18 protein-coding genes are annotated in these 19,820 nt (G+C 35.2%); all 18 read left to right on the forward strand.

Translation table 11 applies throughout. The features are described from left to right. Window positions 1-4: 4 nt before the first annotated feature. Window positions 5-1,060, forward strand: a complete 1,056-nt coding sequence (locus tag ACRD64_RS14960) for a glycosyltransferase (RefSeq protein ID WP_430934255.1) — start codon at window positions 5-7, stop codon at window positions 1,058-1,060. Window positions 1,061-1,113: 53 nt separating this feature from the next. Next, window positions 1,114-2,436, forward strand: a complete 1,323-nt coding sequence (locus ACRD64_RS14965; protein ID WP_430934256.1) for a polysaccharide deacetylase family protein — start codon at window positions 1,114-1,116, stop codon at window positions 2,434-2,436. A 103-nt stretch (window positions 2,437-2,539) separates the two neighbouring features. Beyond that, window positions 2,540-3,661, forward strand: a complete 1,122-nt coding sequence (locus ACRD64_RS14970; RefSeq protein ID WP_430934257.1) for a hypothetical protein — start codon at window positions 2,540-2,542, stop codon at window positions 3,659-3,661. A 9-nt stretch (window positions 3,662-3,670) separates the two neighbouring features. Next, window positions 3,671-4,897 (forward strand): EpsG family protein, encoded by a 1,227-nt coding sequence (locus ACRD64_RS14975; protein ID WP_430934258.1) that lies wholly within the window; start codon window positions 3,671-3,673, stop codon window positions 4,895-4,897. A gap of 121 nt (window positions 4,898-5,018) precedes the next feature. Continuing rightward, entirely contained in the window at window positions 5,019-6,149 is a 1,131-nt protein-coding gene (locus ACRD64_RS14980) for a hypothetical protein (protein ID WP_430934259.1), read from the forward strand. After that, window positions 6,149-7,480, forward strand: a complete 1,332-nt coding sequence (locus ACRD64_RS14985; RefSeq protein WP_430934260.1) for a DUF362 domain-containing protein — start codon at window positions 6,149-6,151, stop codon at window positions 7,478-7,480. The genes ACRD64_RS14980 and ACRD64_RS14985 overlap by 1 nt, the downstream gene beginning before the upstream one ends. Then, the gene (locus ACRD64_RS14990; protein WP_430934261.1) at window positions 7,477-8,520 is read left to right on the forward strand and encodes an ATP-grasp domain-containing protein; all 1,044 of its coding nucleotides are present in this window, start codon (window positions 7,477-7,479) and stop codon (window positions 8,518-8,520) included. Before ACRD64_RS14985 ends, ACRD64_RS14990 begins: the two co-directional genes overlap by 4 nt. A 40-nt stretch (window positions 8,521-8,560) precedes the next feature. Then, window positions 8,561-9,667 (forward strand): glycosyltransferase family 4 protein, encoded by a 1,107-nt coding sequence (locus ACRD64_RS14995; RefSeq protein WP_430934262.1) that lies wholly within the window; start codon window positions 8,561-8,563, stop codon window positions 9,665-9,667. Window positions 9,668-9,675: 8 nt separating this feature from the next. Beyond that, the gene (locus ACRD64_RS15000) at window positions 9,676-10,572 is read left to right on the forward strand and encodes an NAD-dependent epimerase/dehydratase family protein (RefSeq protein ID WP_430934263.1); all 897 of its coding nucleotides are present in this window, start codon (window positions 9,676-9,678) and stop codon (window positions 10,570-10,572) included. A 48-nt stretch (window positions 10,573-10,620) separates the two neighbouring features. After that, entirely contained in the window at window positions 10,621-11,769 is a 1,149-nt protein-coding gene (locus ACRD64_RS15005; RefSeq protein ID WP_430934264.1) for a glycosyltransferase family 4 protein, read from the forward strand. A gap of 94 nt (window positions 11,770-11,863) precedes the next feature. Then, window positions 11,864-12,832, forward strand: coding sequence for a hypothetical protein (locus tag ACRD64_RS15010; protein ID WP_430934265.1), 969 nt, complete (start codon window positions 11,864-11,866; stop codon window positions 12,830-12,832). Next, a complete protein-coding gene (locus tag ACRD64_RS15015) occupies window positions 12,813-13,967 on the forward strand; it encodes a glycosyltransferase family 4 protein (RefSeq protein ID WP_430934266.1) in 1,155 nt (384 codons plus the stop codon). The genes ACRD64_RS15010 and ACRD64_RS15015 overlap by 20 nt, the downstream gene beginning before the upstream one ends. 477 nt (window positions 13,968-14,444) lie before the next feature. Next, entirely contained in the window at window positions 14,445-15,452 is a 1,008-nt protein-coding gene (locus ACRD64_RS15020) for a sugar-transfer associated ATP-grasp domain-containing protein (RefSeq protein WP_430934267.1), read from the forward strand. Further along, entirely contained in the window at window positions 15,453-16,049 is a 597-nt protein-coding gene (locus ACRD64_RS15025) for a GNAT family N-acetyltransferase (protein WP_430934268.1), read from the forward strand. Window positions 16,050-16,089: 40 nt separating this feature from the next. Continuing rightward, window positions 16,090-17,031 carry a GNAT family N-acetyltransferase gene (locus ACRD64_RS15030; RefSeq protein ID WP_430934269.1) on the forward strand — a complete coding sequence of 314 codons (942 nt, stop codon included), beginning with the start codon at window positions 16,090-16,092 and terminating at the stop codon, window positions 17,029-17,031. 20 nt (window positions 17,032-17,051) lie between these two features. Further along, window positions 17,052-17,627, forward strand: coding sequence for a sugar transferase (locus ACRD64_RS15035; RefSeq protein WP_430934270.1), 576 nt, complete (start codon window positions 17,052-17,054; stop codon window positions 17,625-17,627). 18 nt (window positions 17,628-17,645) lie between these two features. After that, the gene (locus tag ACRD64_RS15040) at window positions 17,646-18,797 is read left to right on the forward strand and encodes an aminotransferase class I/II-fold pyridoxal phosphate-dependent enzyme (protein ID WP_430934271.1); all 1,152 of its coding nucleotides are present in this window, start codon (window positions 17,646-17,648) and stop codon (window positions 18,795-18,797) included. A 537-nt stretch (window positions 18,798-19,334) separates the two neighbouring features. Continuing rightward, on the forward strand, window positions 19,335-19,820 hold a 486-nt coding region (locus ACRD64_RS15045; protein ID WP_430934272.1), incomplete at its 3' end, for a hypothetical protein.

Genomic DNA, 19,820 nt, shown 5'->3' on the forward strand with positions numbered 1-19,820 from the left:
TGTTATGAATAGCAATTTGAAACTTTCCGTTATTTTACCCATGTATAATGTTGCTCCATATGTTGAGCATTGTGTCAGAAGCATTGAAAATCAAAATTTAGATAAAGAAGAGTTTGAGATTATATGTGTAAACGATGGTTCCCCGGATAACAGTGCAGATGTCGTTGCTAAACTTCAAAAAGAATTTGATAATATTATCTTGATAAATCAAAAAAACCAAGGTGTATCCATGGCTCGAAATAAAGGTATTGATTCTGCCAAAGGTAAATACGTATTATTCGTTGACCCTGATGATTGGATACATGAAAATTTATTGGGCGAAATGATGGAAGAAGTGGAAGAAAAAAAGGTGCAAATGGCAATTCCGGCTTATTCAATTCAAGACGCTACAGGAAAAGTTGAAACGTTAAAGAAATTTGATCAATACATAGGAAAAGTATATTCCGGAATTGAAGGCTATGACATAACACATAAAAAAGGGCAGTTGTTTGGAGGATTCGTTATCGGGATAATTATCGAAAACGCTTTTTTAAGAAAATATAATTTGCGATATCCGCAGAATGTTGTTTTGAATCAAGATGAAGCCTTTTTGGGTACACTACATTGTTTAGCTGAACGTTGTATTTTTGTAAAACAAGAATTGTATACTTCAGTTGAGAGAGCTGGTTCCGCCACTCGTTCAAATCAATTTACAACAGATAGAGTAAGAAGAGGATTCAATTTAGCAGCGGTTTACCTAAAAGAATTGCAGGAGAAGGACTTTCTCAGTTTGGAACAGAAAAAATTTGTAAATGGACCTGTGGCGCAGTTTGTAATTCTCGCTTTATCTTCTGCTGTCACTTCAAAGTCATGGTTCAAGATTAAGGAAGCAATAAATGATCTAAAAGTTAATGGTATCGAAAAATTAAATTTGGAAGGATGCAAAGGGGATCATCTCATTTGTGGGAGGCCATTTAATATTTCGCCATATTTTGGCGTTTTGGTTTTGGCGTTTTATCTTAAAATAGATAGATGGTTATTAGACCCATATTTTAAAAAAAGAGCATCTAAATCTCAATAATATTGAATAAGAAGTTGATGTCAATAATTATACTATCAGTAGACATATAAAAAATGGTGAATGTAGTCGTTCCAAAAAATAATGAATCAGAGAGAAGGTATATTTTTAAAACATTGTTAAATGATTATCTTGGAATAGATTTTAATTTGGTATATGACGAAAATATCCAGCATTATTCTCTTAAGTTTGATGATTGTGAGCTTATCATTAAAGATTATTTTTTTGGTCAATACCCAGAGGCTTTATCTTATCTTAAAAAGGAGTCTTTACCCTCGGAAATAATTTATGCTAGTAATAAGTTTACATTTGAGAACGATATTCCGGTCATCTATGGTTCCGGCAATATTTCTGTTACGGAAAACAAGGTGATTTGCGAGCTCGACATTTTTGCATCTTGTTTCTTTATGCTGACCCGATGGGAGGAATATGTAAATACAAACAGGGATGAGCATCAGCGATTTTTGGCTAAAGATAGTATCGCTTACAAAAATAATTTTTTGCATCGACCTGTTGTAAACGAATATGTGGAGTTTCTTTGGAATTTATTGGTTAAATCCGGCTTTAAAGGAGAAAGAAAAAAGAGATCGTATGAACTGGTACTAACACACGATATTGACCAGTTGGATTATCCCGGTATTTTTAAAATTATTGCTGGCGACATCGTAAAGCGACGAAATATAAAACTGGCCCAAAAACATTTTAATTACTTTAAAACATATAATAAAAACCCCTATGACACTTTTGATTTCATGATGACAGTAAGTGAAAAGTTAGGAGTTAAATCAAGGTTTTATTTTATGTCATCAGACTCAAAAAAATGGCCGGACAATCATTTTTATGTCTATACAAAACGTTTTGAGCAAAAAATTAAAGAAATAAAGGAAAGAGGACATATTATCGGATTTCATCCCGGTTATTATACATGCGATGATATGGAACGATGGGCTTACGAAAAACAACTGCTCGAAAAAACAAGCCAAGGGGATATTATTGAAGGCAGGCAACATTACTTAATGTTTAAGGTTCCGGATACTTTTAGATTATGGGACAAGAATGATATGCAGATCGATAGCACAATGGGGTATGCTGATCATGAAGGTTTTCGTTGCGGTACAGGGGATGTGTTTAATGTTTATGATTTTCTGGAGCAAAAAGAATTAAGATTAAGGGAGCGGCCGTTAATCATTATGGATGGGAATTTAGTGTCATACGGTATCAGTGAGGCGATTAGAAAAATTAAAGAATATATACATACAGCTAAGAAGTACAATTCGGTCATAACCATATTGTTTCATAATACCACTTTCTATGGGGAATATTGGAATGGTTATGATAAGTTGTATACTGAATCATTAGGAATAAATAGTTCGTTGTAGTATTATAAAAGATCAGCTGTAATGTTTTTGTAATATCAACCTATAGATTGCATAACAAGGTTTTACATTTAAATGATAGCATAAAATTGATTAAAAGCAGGTAATGATAGAAAGGAAAAAAATACTGCTCGTTTCTAGTTCGTTCTATCCCGAAATATCTCCCCGCAGTTTCAGGGCAACTGAATTAGCGAAGGAATATAGCAAACGAGGTCATGAAGTAACGGTTATTACAAAGTCAAGAGAATTTGACTATGTGGATTTTCTGAAAAACCATCCGGTTAATTTAAAGATGTGGAAAAATTCCATGTTTTTAAATGTACCCTTAACAGGTATTAAAGCCCTTGATATAATAATGAGAGGTCTGTACAGGATATTATCAATTGTATTTGAATTTCCTGCAATAACAGAACTTTATAAAGTTAAAAGTTTCCTTAAGAAGGAAAATGGATATGACCTGCTGATATCTTTTGCCGTGCCACATCCAGTGCATTGGGGAACAGCTAAAGTACAAACGCCAAAACACCGTATTGCCAAAAAATGGGTAGCTGATTGTGGAGATCCGTACATGTTCTCGCGTTTTGACAGTTTTAGAAAACCCTTTTATTTTAAGTCTTACGAAATGGATTGGTGCACCAAATGTGATTTCGTCTCAATCCCGTTTATTGACTTAAAAACACAGTTTTATCCTCAGTTTGAATCTAAGATGGTTGAGATACCTCAGGGCTTTGATTTTGGGGAGATAAAGTTGAGTAAGAATAGGAATGATCATGGAAAACCAGTTTTCTTGTTTGCGGGGTCAGTAATACCGGGCATTCGAGACTTAAACCAGTTAATGGAATTTTTGAAAAAATATGACCAGGACTTCCTTTTTATTATTTATACGAATCAGAATGCGTATTACCAGGAGTACAAACGCATGCTGGGTGAAAGAATTGAAGTGCGTCCATATATTGACCGACTGACATTGATATTTGAAATGAGCAAAGTCGATTTTCTGGTAAATGTGGATACGATACACGACAATGAAGAAAATATAAAAGCGATACCTAGTAAATTAATCGATTATGCTTTGTCTGAAAGACCAATTTTAAACCTTAATTCAGCATCGTTGGATGAGGATAAAGTAAGTGCTTTCCTAAATAAAGATTACACTGATCAACGAGTTATAGATAAAGCAAAATACGATATTCGTTTGGTTGCGGATAAATTCTTAAGTTTAGTTTAAGATATTTTTATGATTGGTACAAGATCTATTGATAGACGTTATTTATACGGTTTGTTTTTTTTATGGCCGTTTTTAGGTTTTATGTCTGCAGTAGCAAATTATAATAGTAAAGATGCCAAAAGAATAGTCTATCTATTTGTCATTTATTATGGTTTTTCATACGTGATCGGTAATCAATTTATGGATTCAAGTACTTACATAGACAGATTCCTTTATAATGGTACTTTACCCTTTAGCGAGCTATTTAAATTGGTAGGAGGATTATATAGTTCTGAAGATACCGTTGATATTGTTGAACCATTAATATCATTTATAGTTTCACGCTTTACAAATCACCATAGCTTTTTGTTTGCCGCATATGCTGCATTGTTTGGGTATTTCTACTTAAAATCGATTAACCTATTGTACGAAGATTACCGATTAAATTCAGGTTGGAATGCCAAAATATTTCTAGTTTTCTTTGTGTGCATTTTATCGGTTAATACTATAAATGGAGTTAGAATGTGGACTGCAGCATGGGTATTTTTTTATGGTGCCTATCATGTAGTTCTTTATAAGGATAAACGATATATTATTCTGTCATTGGCAGCATGCTTGGTTCACTGGAGTTATATCACTGCAAATGCAGTGTTGATTGGATATATGTTGGCAGGAAACAAAAATATAATATACATACCGCTTGCCCTTGCGTCTTTTGTAGTGCCCAATATTCTTACTCCATATTTAGGTTCTGTTTCTGTGAGTGGATCAATTCAAAATAGGGTTAACAACTATACTAACCAGGAATATATACAAGGGGTTAGTGAACATGCTCAGCATGAACCATGGTTTATAACTCTAGGTAATGAAATGATCTTCTATTATCTGGTCGTAGCAATAACCATAATTTATTTGTATAATAGAAAAAAAAGCTTGCCGGCGGAAAAGAATTTATTTAGTTTTATCTTGCTTTTTATATCTTTTGTAAACTTTGGAGGGGGTATTCCTTCTTTGGGAAACAGATTTAAAATGATTTTCCTGTTGTTCGGAACTTTGTACGTGTTTCTATTTAGTCTACGCATGCATGATAGAAAAATACATCCTTTAACAATAACAGGACTATTTCCGATGGCATTATATGTAGCCGTTCAATTCAGAATTGGATCGGAAGTAATTAATTCGTGGCTTTTCTTACCAGGACTTGGGCTGGCAGTATTCGCCCCGGGTATATCTTTGGCTGAATTACTTTTCTATTAAAAAAATATAGTAAGTGTTACCTACTAATTTTATTTTCAGGTATACCTAAATTGTCGTATTGAATAATACCGGGTTTACGAAAATTAATTGAGGGGGTGCATGGTAACCAATAAATACATATATGGATATTCGTAAAGCGAAATCGCAACTGTTTCGTAATATAGTTAATATACCGGGATGGAGTACAAAGCGAAAGCTGATTGTAATTGAATCAGATGATTGGGGCAGTGTAAGAATGCCTTCGTTGGACGTGTTTAATAAGTTGGAGCGTAATGGTCTTGATTTAAGAAGCGCAGATGCCGAGCGTTTTAATTTGAATGATACCCTAGCTTCGAAAAACGACTTTGAAGGATTGTTTGATGTACTAACTTCAGTTAAAGATAAGAACAACAAAAATGCCGTTTTTACTCCTGTTTGTATCATGGCCAACCCAAATTTCGAGAAGATAAAAGAAGCAGATTACAAAGCGTATTTTTACGAGCCATTTACTGAAACACTAAAGCGCAACAATGGTTGTGAAAAGTCACTTGAAAGTTGGAAAGAAGGGATAGAAAAAGATCTGTTTGTGCCGCAATTGCATGGACGCGACCATTTGAATGTTTCCGATTGGTTAAGAGACCTTAACAGCGGGAATGTAAAAACGAAACTTGCTTTTGACGAAGGTTTATGGGGATTTGTGCCCGACTCATTTCCTAAAGTGGATTATCAGGCAGCTTTTTTGTTAAACCATAAAGAAGACCTGGAATACCATAGTCAGCAAATAAAAGAAGGAATAAAACTTTTTGAAGACATATTAGGATATAAAGCAGACTATTTTGTGCCTCCTAATGGGCAGTTTAATAATGAGTTAAATAGCGTGTTGTTTAGTTCTGGTATAAAATTCAGGTCTGCATCTAAAGTTCAGATTGAACCGATAGGTAATGGAGAAAACAGAAAAGTTTATCATTATCATGGTCAAAAGCATAAAAGTGGAATTACCTACATGACCCGAAATTGTCTTTTTGAACCCGGTCAACATGGAAGAGATTGGGTAGATAGCTGTTTATTTGATATTAAAATGGCTTTTAGATGGAAGAAGCCCGCGATAATAAGTACGCACAGAGTTAATTTTGTGGGTGGATTGAGTACTGAAAATCGTGATAATGGACTTAAGCAGTTGTCAGAACTACTTTCTGGTATCATAAAATACTGGCCGGATGCCGAGTTTATTACAACTGCCCAACTGGGAAAAATAATGAGCGCATCAAACTAATGGATCGTTTCTTACATATCACAACCGTTTTTGACGAAGAGAATAACCGAACAATCGAATACTTGTCCGAATTGTATAATGATAAAGACAGTTTGCAAGGGTTGATATCTGAAAGTATTCATTCCGGTTTGTCTAAAAACGAAATAGCGGGAAAAACAGTTCTGCTAAAACCCAACTGGGTGAAGCATTCGTATTATCCCGATGACGAAATATGTCTGCGCACACACGATAATTTTTTATTGGCAACATTGGAAATCATTCTTAAATGTAAACCAACTAAAGTTATTATTGGAGATGCCCCAATACAGGGCTGTCGATGGGATGAGGTAGTGCATGAGCAATTGAAATGGCAAGTGAATGAACAAAGTAAGCAATACCAAATTCCGGTAAGTGTAAGGGATTTTAGGAGAAGGACTTATCAAGTGTCAGGAAACAATCCTGAATCCGGAATCAGATCATTATCGGAGTATGTAATTTTTGATTTAGGTAAAGATAGTTATCTGGAAGAAATTACTACCAATAATAATAATTTCAGGGTAACCAATTATGACCCGGAACGTATGTCAACTGCACATTCGCCGGGAGTTCATAAATATTGCATTGCAAAGGAGTTTTTTGAATCGGACATAGTTATTTCATTACCAAAAGTAAAAACTCACCAGAAGGCAGGGATAACCGGGGCGATAAAAAACCTAGTGGGCATCAACGGTGATAAAGATTTTTTGCCGCATCATAGGATTGGCGGTAAAAATATGGGGGGGGATTGTTACCCCGGAAAGTCACCGTTAAGGTATTGGTCAGAACTGGCTTTAGATAAAGCCAACCGCCGTCAAGGAACAAAGCAGTTTTGGATGTGGCAAAAGTTATCTTCTTTGTTATGGAAACTTTCGTTGCCGCAGCAGGAACACCAGATGGCTGCGGGGTGGTATGGAAACGATACAACCTGGCGTATGGTGATGGATCTTAATAAAGTCGGTGAGTATGGGAGGATAGACGGTACGCTGTCGAAAGATAAATGCAGGCGTATTTACAGTTTATGCGATGGTATTGTGGGAGGGCAAGGAGATGGGCCTCTGGAACCACAACCGTTAGCTTTAGGCGCCATTTCTTTTACAAATAATTCCTTCCTTAATGATAGGGCAATGGCTGTTTTGATGGAATTAGACACGAATAAGATTCCGCTTTTGGCCAGGGAATATGAGGGTGATAAAGAAGGAAACAGCATACTGACCATTAATGGGAAAAGGTCAACCTTAAAAGATTTGTGCGCGTACTCAATAAAAGCTAAACCTCCAATTGGTTGGGAAAGGCACTTAAACAATATATTATGACAAAGATTGCAATACACCATACCCCGGGATCTTTCAGCGACAGGTGGATAGCATACTGCGATGCCCAAAGGATTAACTACAAAGTGGTTAATTGCTACCAAAGCGATATTCTTAAGCAATTGGAGGACTGTGATGCATTGATGTGGCATTTTAATCACAAAGATTCAAAAGACAGTAAATTTGCCATTCAGTTATTAAATGCTGTTCAATGTTCCGGAAAAAAAGTATTTCCAGACTATCATACAGCCTGGCATTTCGATGATAAACTGGCTCAAAAATACCTTTTTGAATCATTGGAGCTGCCCCATGCGGCAACACACGTATTTTATTCCCCCAAGGATGCCAAGGAATGGATAAAATCAGCATACTTCCCAACGGTGTTTAAGTTACGTAATGGTTCTGGATCGGATAATGTGAAGCTGGTGCGTTCCGGAGTGAAAGCTAAAAAACTAGTATCCAAGGCTTTTAGCAAGGGTTTTAAGCAATATGAGGGATGGAGCAATTTAAAAGAAAGGATTAGGAAATTCAGGGTTGGAAAAGCTTCAGTTTGGGATGTCGTTAAAGGTTTTATTCGATTAATTTATCCAACAAAATATGCCAGGGTAACCGGCCGGGAAAAAGGTTATGCCATGTTTCAGGATTTTATCCCCGGTAACGATCATGATATACGTGTTGTTGTGATAGGAGACAAGGCAGTGGCCATAAAACGCCTGGTTAGGGATCATGATTTTCGAGCTTCAGGTAGTGGGTTTATTGAGTATGATAAGGAATTGTTCAAAGAAAGTACCATTCAGTTATCGTTCGATATCTCCAAAAAGATGAATACGCAATGTGTTGCTTTTGATTATGTTTTTAAAAATGGTGAGCCTTTGCTGGTAGAGGTAAGTTATGGTTTCTCTCCTATAGGTTATGACCCTTGTCCTGGATATTGGGATGAAAGTTTGACATGGTATGAAGGCGGTTTTGATATGTATGGATGGATGGTGGAAGATATTATAGCATCCGTCAAAAAAAATAAAGTTATTAACGCTGAATTGTGACTTTTATAGGACATTTAAAAATCAATTCAACTTTATAAGGATGGATATTAATCATAAAACATCAAAAATATGTCTAGTTATTCATTCCTTGCAAGCAGGAGGTATGGAAAGGGTAATGTCGGAATTGGCTTCCTATTTTGCAGGTAAAAAGAGTGTTGAAACACATTTGATACTGTATGGTATTAATAGAGAGATTTTTTATTCAGTACCGGACAATATAATTCTTCATAAACCGTCGTTTAAATTCGATAATAACAAGAGGTTTATTTCCACGATCCGTACAGTGATATATCTAAGAAATTCAATAAAGCGTATTGATCCGGATTCCGTTCTTAGTTTCGGCGAGTATTGGAATAATTTTGTGCTGCTTTCCATGCTCGGTCTTAAGTATCCGGTATATGTTTCAGACAGAAGTCAACCTGATAAAAGCTTGGGTAAAGTTCAGGATTATTTAAGAAAATGCTTATACCCTACAGCAAAAGGTATTATTCTGCAAACTGAAAAAGCAAAGGAAATATACCTGAGAAATAATAAACATAGCAATATTGGAGTGATAGGTAATCCCATTCGTGAGTTCGCCCATCTTAATTATGTTTCCGCAAAAGAGAAAATAGTGATTATGGTTGGAAGACTGATAAAAAGTAAACACCAGGATATCCTGATTGAGATTTTCGCAAAAATAAATAAACCGGATTGGAAGTTGATGATCGTGGGATATGATCACTTGAAACAACAAAATATGGAACGTTTAAAAAAATTGGCAAGGGATTTAAAGGTGGGTGATAGGGTTATTTTTACGGGAAAACATGATCATGTGGAAGAATTATACCAAAAAAGTTCAATTTTTGCCTTTACTTCAAGTTCCGAAGGATTTCCAAATGTGATTGGGGAAGCTATGTCGGCAGGTTTGCCTGTGGTAGCTTTTGATTGCGTTGCAGGACCTTCGGAGATGATTAAAGATGGATATAACGGTTTTTTGGTCCCTTTGTTTGATCGATCCACCTTCGAGAATAAGCTTTCCTTACTAATGGATAATGAAGAAGTTAGGGCTGAACAGGGGGCTAACGCGTTAAAAAGTATTCGGGATTTTACAAAAGAGAAAATTTGTGATTCATTTCACAGTTTTATCAGTAATTCAAATAATTGATAAATTATATGCGGGTAATTATTATTGGCTCTAAAGGTTTTATTGGCCAAAACCTTGTAAAATATTTTCAGGAAAAAAATTATGACGTTTGGAAAGCTGATGTCGTTGTTGATTATGCCGATGTGGATCGATATTTTTTAATAGACGCATCTACGTCAGACTTTAACACCGTATTTCATTATCAGAAATATGACTTGTGCATCAATTGTTCAGGAGCTGCCAGCGTGCCTGACTCATTGAATAACCCAATGCGGGATTATTATCTGAACTCGGTAAATGTGTTTAAAATTTTGTCGGCCATCAACCAATTCCAGCCGGAATGTAAGTTTATTAACCTGGGCAGTGCAGCTGTTTATGGAAACCCGGAGGAACTTCCGATAACAGAACTGGCAAAGAGAAGTCCTTTATCCCCATATGGTTTTCATAAACTGCAGGCTGAGCAAATATGTGAGGAGTTTTATAGTTTTTTTAAGTTACAGACATGTTCGTTAAGAATTTTCTCAGTTTATGGGGCAGGTCTGCAAAAGCAGCTTTTTTGGGATTTAAATAAGAAAACGAAAACAGGGGAACCTATAATTTTATACGGAACAGGGGAGGAGTCCAGGGATTTTATACATGTTAGTGATTTGGCAAAAGCTACAGAATTAGTTGCCCAATCAGATTTTTTTAAGGCGGATGTGGTAAATGTAGCCAATGGCGAAGAAGTGAAGATCAAGGATGCGGTAGCCATCTTTTTTAATAATTATCCAAATAATATAAATTACTCCTTTTCCGGTGATTCAAGAAAAGGAGATCCTTTGAATTGGAAAGCGGATATACAACGCTTGGCTTCGTTAGGTTATACTGCTTCCATAAAGATGGTAGATGGGCTTAAAGATTATTACGACTGGGTTCGCAGAGAATAAATTGTGTTTTTACATTATCTATACCGTAAGTAAATTGTAACTCGTATTATGGCTACGCCTAATTCAAAAAGACTAAAGATTGGTGTGTTATTTAATTTTCAGCCCACATGGATGGGAGGAATAACCTACATCATAAATATTATAAAGACTTTTGATTATTTAAAAGACAAGGATAAACCGGAAATTGTGGTTTTTTACAGTTCAGCATTGAAGAAACATACCGTTGAACTGAATTATCCATATATAAAACTCGTAGAGCACAATGCACCTTCTTTAGTTAAAGGTTTTATTTGGTCTTGGATAAAGAGGAAAAATGTTTTTATAGACGACCTTGTTAAAGAATATAAACTTGATGCAGTTTATCCTGCTCGTAATTACCCGGTCAAAAGTAAATCGGGAGTAAAGATTGTAGCTTGGTATGCCGATTTGCAACATAAATATTATCCGGAGTTTTTTACAAGGGAAACTTTAATCCATAGAGCAGTACGACTGTATTTCATGCTTCGGAACTCAAATGATCTGGTTGTATCCAGTAAAGCTGTGTTAGATGATTTTAATAAGTTCTTTAAAATCCGGAAAGATTTGAAGATCCACGTGTTTCATTTTGTATCCATAAATAATGGGTTTGAAAACAATGGGATATCACATTTAAGAGAAAAATATAATCTGCCCCAAAATTACTTTATGATATCTAACCAGTTCCATAAGCATAAAAACCATAAAGTTTTATTGCTTGCTTTAGCAAAATTAAATGAGAAGGGGATCAAAAAGTATATGGCTATGACGGGCAGTTTTCCTCAGGCTACCAACTCGCCATATATAGCTGAACTTCATGGGCTGATAGAGAAATATAACCTTTCTGATCAGATTAATTTTTTAGGATTAATTCCGCGTAACGACCAGCTGCAACTTATGAACCATTGTCAAGCGATTATCCAACCCAGTTTGTTCGAAGGATGGAGTACTGTGATAGAGGATGCGATTTCGCTTCAGGTTCCGGTCATTGCAGCTAGTTTACCAGTTAATATAGAGCAACTTGAAGATGCTGGTATTTATTTTAAACCTTATGATGAAGTAGAGTTATCGGAGATATTGAGCAACTACCCTGACAGGGATTTCAAGGTAAAACCATACGAGGATTATAACAAGAGAATTGTAAAATCAGTCAAAGATTTGATGGATGTTTTTTTGAATTAAAAAAGCATAATTAAGCAAATAACATTTGCTGGGTTTTCTCAGGAACTAATGTATTAAACAATAAGATTTTAAATTCACCTAAAACCAACTAAAGATGGAACAAAAACTTGTATCAACTATTAAGAAGTTGAGTAAAAATAGCGAATACGATTGTTTACTGATGTTTAGTGGAGGAAAGGATAGTTCTTATTTACTTTATTATTTGTCGGAAGTACTTAAGTTAAAAGTGGCAAGCTTTACACTTACGCATAAGTTTATGAGTAAGGCTACGCTGGAAAACGTGTCGGGGTTTGCTGAAAAATACAGCAAAAAACATTTTGTAATTGAAAATGAGTATTTAAATAAAGCAGGTAATCACTTTCTCGAAAACTGGATCAATAAACCCGACGAGGGTAGCTTGATTACACTTTGTACGGGATGTAGATTAGGATTGATAAAATTGGTCATTGAAACAGCGAAGAAAGAGAATATTAATGTTGTTGTTACCGGTTTAACGCCATTTGAAGCAACCGATTTTAGAATGAAGCTTGTAAATTATCCCAAAGGGAAAGAAGGTAAGTTCTATTTTTTACTGGGGTATTTGAGATTGGTTTTAAGAAATCCTTCATTAGTTAAAAACCCAAAGGTACTAAGAGATCAGGTAATGGAATATTACTATTTTAATAAGCAAAAGGATTTGTATAGTAAGAATGGTATTCACTACGTAAAGCCTTTCTACGACTATTTAAAATATGACGAAGCAGAAGTGGTTGAAACACTTAAAAAGTTAAACTGGCAAAAGGCTCCAATCAGCGGAAATTCTTTTTGGAGAGCAGACTGCGATATGAATGCCCTTCGACAGTATTTTCATTATAAAATTTCAGGTTATAACGAACAGAAATATTATTACGGACAAATGCTGGATCAGGGGTTGATTACACAGGACTATTATGATAATACCGTACAGGATTTTGATCAAACAGAAGGCGTAAAAAAGATTATACGCTCTTCAGGTATCTCAGCTAAAGCGGTTGAGAAATATGAAAAGTATTTAGCGAGTGAAAATGGGAGGAACAAAAATTAACCAAAGTAAAAAAATTGTATTTATAAATCAGGCAACCGGATATTTGACCATTGATGTGATTAATGCATTTGCCAGAGAATACCAGGAGGTGGGTTTGATATGTGGAAGTATTAGGGTACAAGATGTTGAATTACATGAAAAGGTAGTGGTTTCTCAAATATCTTTATATGATAGAGGAAGTAATCGTCGAAAAGCCATTAGCTGGATGATAGGAACAATTCAAATCTATTGGTTGCTCTTGACAAAGTACCGGAATTATGAAGTGTTTTATTATACCATTCCACCTACAGCTTATTTATTATCTCTTTTGTTTAAATCCCCTTATTGTATTATGATTTATGACCTATTCCCGGACGCCCTTAAAATTAGGGGACACTCGGAGAAGGGTTTTCTTTATAGTTGGTGGGCAGGGAAAAACCTCAAGGTGTTCTCAAAAGCACGTAAAATAATAACGTTGAGCGAACAACTTAAGAAAGATGTAATGAAATATGCACCGGAGGCCAGGGTAGAAGTAATACCAAACTGGTCGGCGTTTACAGGAAGAGTACCTGTAGCAAAAGAAGCGAATAATATTATCTTACGGGAAGGATTAACAGGTAAATTTATTGTACAGTATTCTGGAAACATTGGTGTGACCCATAATGTGGAGGCGGTTGTTGAGGTCGCTGAAAGTTTAAAAGAGTATCCTGATATAGATTTTTTGATAATTGGAAGGGGAGAAAGGAAAAACGTTATTGAAGAACTTATTGTAAAAAAAAATCTTAAAAACTGCAAGCTCCTACCTTTTCGAAAAGATGAAGAATTATATGAATCTCTTTGTGTTCCGGATATTGCCGTAGTAACTTTGGATGATAGGGTGCCCGATATAAGTGTACCTAGCAAAACATATAATATACTTACTGCAAGTGTGCCAATTTTGGCTATCGCCTCAAAAAAATCCTCTGTGTCAGAACTTATAAACCAACATAAAGTGGGCAGAACCTTTGAAAAAAATGAAGTTGAATCTATGAAGGAATTTATTCTTACATTGAAGAATGATAAAAACTTAAGAGCTGTTTATAAAGAAAATGCATTATTAGCCGCACAAGATTATACGAGTAATAATGCATATGAAATTTATAAAAGGTGTATGTAATTAGTACCAGCATAAAAACTAATTGATTTTTACGCTTGATAAGAAAGCATCAAGAACAAGATTTGTGATGACGGGGAAAACGTTCATTATTACGTATTAGAGTTACGTAATGAGCATTTAATTCCATAAAATATGGAGTTACTGAAACGGAGCATATCACCCGCTCTGGAGTGTTGAAGCAACTCAATGAAACACCTTTTTTTGAAGTGGTTTAATTGCATAAGGGGATTTCTAATGCAAATTGCGGATTTATAACTTGTGTCAATGAGTGTTTTATGACAAGTGTAACGCTGTATTTGACATTTTCTTGCGGAGACCGATAGTAATTTGGTTAGATTTAATCCCAAGAAAGTGACCGAACTATTCACATTTAACATGCAAAGAGATTTCAGGGTACCTTATTTAATTCTTTAATGTGGTAAAAGGTATTAATGTAGTCTATCAGTTATCTTAAAGCTATTTATTAAAAATGTCGAAATGAAACTATTAAAACGCTTTGTATACTTAATTTATTATATCAAAAACGGTGAGTTAAATAAGGGAAAGTTATTTTCAGATTATGCTTCTCACCATAGTGGGAAAAGTAGATTACGGTTATTGGAAGAATCTGTCATCAATGTTTTTAAATATAACGTTTCCATTAAAGATTACTATCAATTTCGTTTTTTTGAGTTAAGCGAAGCCCAAAAGAGCAAGTGGGCAGGTTCTGGTTTTATGTATGAATACCAGTTGAAAATGAATCCCAAAAGGAGTCGTACAGTTTTAGAAAATAAAGTAGAATTTTTAGAATGTTATCATAAGTTTATTAGAAGAAATTATACCACAATAAATGAAATTAAAACAAATAACAATAAGTTAGAGAGTCTTTTGGAAAATCCTTCCGGTAAGCTGGTTCTTAAAGGGTCTATGGGGCAGGTGGGTGCTGAAGTAGAAGTCATAAATTGTTCAGCATATACTGCGAATTCACTTTTTGAATATATGAAGGATAACAAGTATGATATGGTTGAAGAATTTGTGGTTCAACATGATGATTTAATGGAATTGTCTCCTGCGGGCCTTAATACAATTAGAATTTTTACGCAGTTAAACAATGGAATAGTTGATATTCTAGGTGCCCGATTGAGAATTACGGTTAATTCTCCTGTTGACAATATGGCGGCCGGTAATCTGGCAGCACCTATAGATTACAATACTGGAGTAATCAATGGCAGTGCTGTATATAGCGATATAACCAAAGCTGATTGCCGTACTCACCCTGTTTCAAATAAAGAAATAATTGGATTTCATATTCCGTATTGGGATGAAACAAAAAAAATGGTTGAAGATGCTGCGCTTCACAATACCTCAAATAAATCCATAGGATGGGATATTGCAATTAGCAATAAGGGGCCTGAATTAATTGAAGGAAACCATAACTGGTGTAAACTACTTTGGCAATTACCTGTAAAAACCGGATTAAAAGGCGAACTTTTAAAGTATGTATAAATGGAGAAGCTGCTAATTTATATTAAACACAGGTTACATTTTATATGGAAACTCATCGAAAGTTTAAACGATTATTTGTTTTATATATTATATTCGAAAAGATTAAAGGTAAATACCAGGGAAGTTCTTGGTAATGTCAGTAATGGTACTTTTATTTTTAAAGAGGTAAACTTTGAATATGCAAATCAAATTTATGAGCTAATTAATTCTCAAGATGAGATCGACCTGAAGTATTTTAAACCTCATGGTTTTGATTTAGAGTCCATAAAGAAACAATTTAGTAAAAAGGCATTTTTAATGATGGGCGTTTTTAGTGAGGAAAAATTAGTTGGTTATTTTTTTCTTCGTTTTTTCGCAAACAGAAAATGTTTTGTCGGACGACTCATTGATAAGGATTATAGGGGTAAAGGTATAGGAAATGTAATGAACACTATTCTTTATCGTATTTCATGGAATATGGGTTTTAGGTGTTTGTCCACTATTTCAAAAGATAATAAAGCTGTTGTTTCTGCGCATAAAAAAAACCAATCTATGATAGTGCTTAAAGAGCTTAGCAATAATTATCTATTAGTGGAGTTTGTTGAAAAAGAAAATTAGATTTACATATTATTTATAGTGGTGTTGTTTGAGGAAATGTATGGATATTTCAGAATATGCGAATAGTGTATTTGAGCAGCCTTGGTGGCTGAATACGGTTGCTCCTAATCAATGGAGAGAAGTTGTAATAAAAGAAGAAGGTAAAATAGTTGCTCGTTGGGCGTTTGTTGAGAAAGGTAAATCTATTATAATGCCTATGCTAACGCAAACCCTTGGGATTTGGATTTCAGAGGATATTCTGGAATATGATAAATATGACAGGCAGCAAAAAAAAATTCTAAATAAGCTAATTGATGAAATAATAAGTAAAAAGGGTATAAGTTTGTGTTTAAATTCCAATAACACTTTTTTTATGCCCTTTTATTGGAGGGGGTTTAAGGTTACACCTTTTGTAAGTTATCGACTGAATGATTTAACAAATTTAGATGCAATATATACAGGGTTTTCGTCTAACGTAAAAAATAGTATTGAACGTGCTTCTAAAAAATTAAAAATAGTTGAATCCGATAATATTGACAAGCTGATTTCACTTGTGGATAACACTTTTAGAAGAAAAAAGATGCAAAGACCATGGTCTGTTGATTTAATTAAAGATATTTATTATTCTGCAAAGCAGAATAATGGAGGGAAGCTTTTATTTGCGATAGATAAAGAAAAGAATGTGCATTCTGGTACTTTATTTATATATGATCAAAAGGTATTTTATAATTTAATTTCAGGATCGGATTACAAATATAAGAATTCAGGAGCCGCTACTTTATTATTATGGGAAGGAATTAAACATGCAGCAACTACTTCAATGATTTTCGATTTTGAAGGATCAATGAAAGAAGGGATAAATAGGTTCTATGCTCAATTCGGAGGAAAACAAGTTATATATTATGGTATTTACAAGCCGACAGAAAAATTATTCAGACAGAAATCTCAAAAGTTAATTAGATTTTTAAAAAATAGAGTTAAAAAGAGATTTGTGTATAGATAAACGGAAATAAACAATAAAGGATGAAAAGGTTATTTGATGTTTTAGCATCATTTGTTGGATTATGTTTAATTTGGCCACTTTTAATCTCAATAGCTATTGTTATTAAAATTAAAATGCCAGGTCCGGTTCTCTTTACCCAAAAAAGAGTTGGAAGACATGGCAAGTTATTTACCATATTTAAGTTCAGGACAATGTCAGTTGGGCATGGTGGTAATACAGTATCTGTTAAGGGAGAGAACCGAATTACTCCTCTAGGGGCGGTCCTGAGGAAATATAAACTGGACGAATTACCGGAACTTTGGAATGTATTAATAGGAGATATGAGTTTGGTTGGCCCCAGACCCGATATGCCGAAATATTACAAAAACCTTCAAGGCGAAGAACGTAAAATATTAGAGCTTAGGCCAGGAATCACAGGCACTGCATCGCTCAAATATGCAAATGAAGAAGAGCTGCTTTCTTCTGTTACTGATCCTGTCAAATATAATGATGAGGTAATTTGGCCTGACAAGGTTAAAATCAACCTCGATTATTACTACGGTAATAGTTTTGTGGGTGATATTAAAATTATCTTTCAAACTATCTTTCGATCATAAATTACTAATCACGTTAATATGAGTAATCAGCGTATTTACCTATCCAGCCCGCATATGTCCGGGCATGAACAAAAATACATAAAGGAAGCATTCGACCAGAATTGGATTGCTCCTTTAGGACCCAATGTCAACGCATTTGAAGATACTCTTGCTGATTATTGTGCCGTTAAACATGTCGCAGCTTTAAGTGCAGGTACTGCGGCATTGCACTTGGCCTTGATCCTCTTAGGAGTCAAGACTGGCGATGAGGTAATGGTGTCTACTTTTACATTCTCCGCTTCAGTTAACCCTATCGTATATCAGGGGGCAAAACCTGTTTTTATTGATAGTGAACTGGATACCTGGAATATGGATCCAAATTTGCTGGAACAGGCATTAAAGGAAAGAAGAGAAAAAGGATGGGTTTTACCCAAAGCCATTATTGTAGTTCATCTTTATGGAATGCCCGCAAAAATGGATGAGATAATGGCGGTTGCCAATCAATATGAAATACCGGTCATTGAAGATGCGGCAGAGGCACTTGGAAGCAAGTATAAAGGTAAACCCTTGGGGTCAATAGGTGATATGAGCATTCTTTCTTTTAACGGAAATAAGATTATTACTACATCGGGAGGGGGGGCACTGCTGTCGAATGATAAAGAAGTAATAAAAAAAGCAAGATTCCTCGCAACCCAGGCGAGGGATCAAGCACCGCATTATCAACACAGCGAAATTGGTTATAATTATAGGATGAGTAATGTTTTAGCAGGAGTTGGCAGAGGACAAATGGAAGTAATTGATGATAGGGTTAAGGCTAGGCGCGATATTTTTGAGTTTTATAAGGCAAACTTATCAAAATATGATGGCATAAAATTCCTGGAAGAACCGGATGGTAATTATTTTTCGAATAGATGGCTAACAACGATTTTAATTGATGAGGATAAGTTAGGTGTAAGTAGAGAGAAAATCCAGGAAGAATTGGAAAAAGTAAATATCGAAACCAGGCCATTATGGAAACCTATGCATTTGCAACCTGTTTTTGATCAATATGAAAGTTACTTAAATGGAGTGTCGGAGAAATTGTTTAAGTGTGGATTATGTCTTCCTTCCGGCTCTAATATGGATAATACAATTAAAATGAGCATAGTCGCCTTCCTTGCCCGATGTATTAATTCCGAACAGCTGGTTTGAGGATAATCCATACATGAAGAAAATAATATAATTTGAATTTTCAATGTGCTATTCTCTTGACCATATAAAACAATTATGTAACCGGAAGTAAGGTTGGGTCCGCTGTTATTCAGGCATTTATCGCTTAGTGTAAATTGTCCATTGTGTTTCTGAGTTTCTTTAAAACTACTTTTGTAATAAATAACCGGTTGGTGCAGGAAGATGTAGATTATGAAGTATATTTATTTTAAAGCGTCGGGAGGTGTTTTCTCGACTCTTTTTATATTACACATAATCAGGGGTGTATATGTCGTTGTGATTTGAAGAAATGTAGGCATTCACCTATAATTTTCACTCTTTGATCAAAGTAGACACAGAAGAGTATTTTTGATATAAAAAAACTTAACTGTCAGATTCATTAATCTTTACAAGATGCAAAAAATGTGTTTTGTGATCAAAAGGTAGTTGTTTCAAAAACGAAGATGTAATACATTTGAAACATTGTTTCTAAAAGTTCGAAGTATCCCTATTTCAAATACTAACATTTAACAGCGAATTATGAGTAATCAATACTTTACCAAATGCCTGGCTCGTATTTTAATTTTTACATCATTATTATTGACTGGTGCAATTCATGCGCAATATTTAACATCCGACTCGCTTGCGCTGGTAGCCCTTTACGACGCCACGGGCGGGGACAACTGGACCGACAACACGAACTGGAAAACGGGGCCGGTATCCTCCTGGCACGGCATCTCAACCAAGAACAATAGGGTCACAGGTATCGACCTATTGGAGAACAACCTTGTTGGGACGGTTCCTGCCGAGATCGGCAATTTGACCGAGCTGACCTATCTGGGCTTGACCAACAACAGCCAGTTGTCTGGTTCTATTCCTCCCGAATTAGGGAATTGTACCAAGCTGAGGACCATATTTATGGCCAGGTGCGATCTTACGGGCGATGTTCCCGCGGAATTAGCGAATTGTACAGGCCTGGTGAATCTGTTCCTGTATCAGAACGACTTAAGCGGTCTGCCCGACTTG

The organism is Saccharicrinis sp. 156 (assembly GCF_050589685.1).
GTDB lineage: Bacteria > Bacteroidota > Bacteroidia > Bacteroidales > Marinilabiliaceae > Saccharicrinis.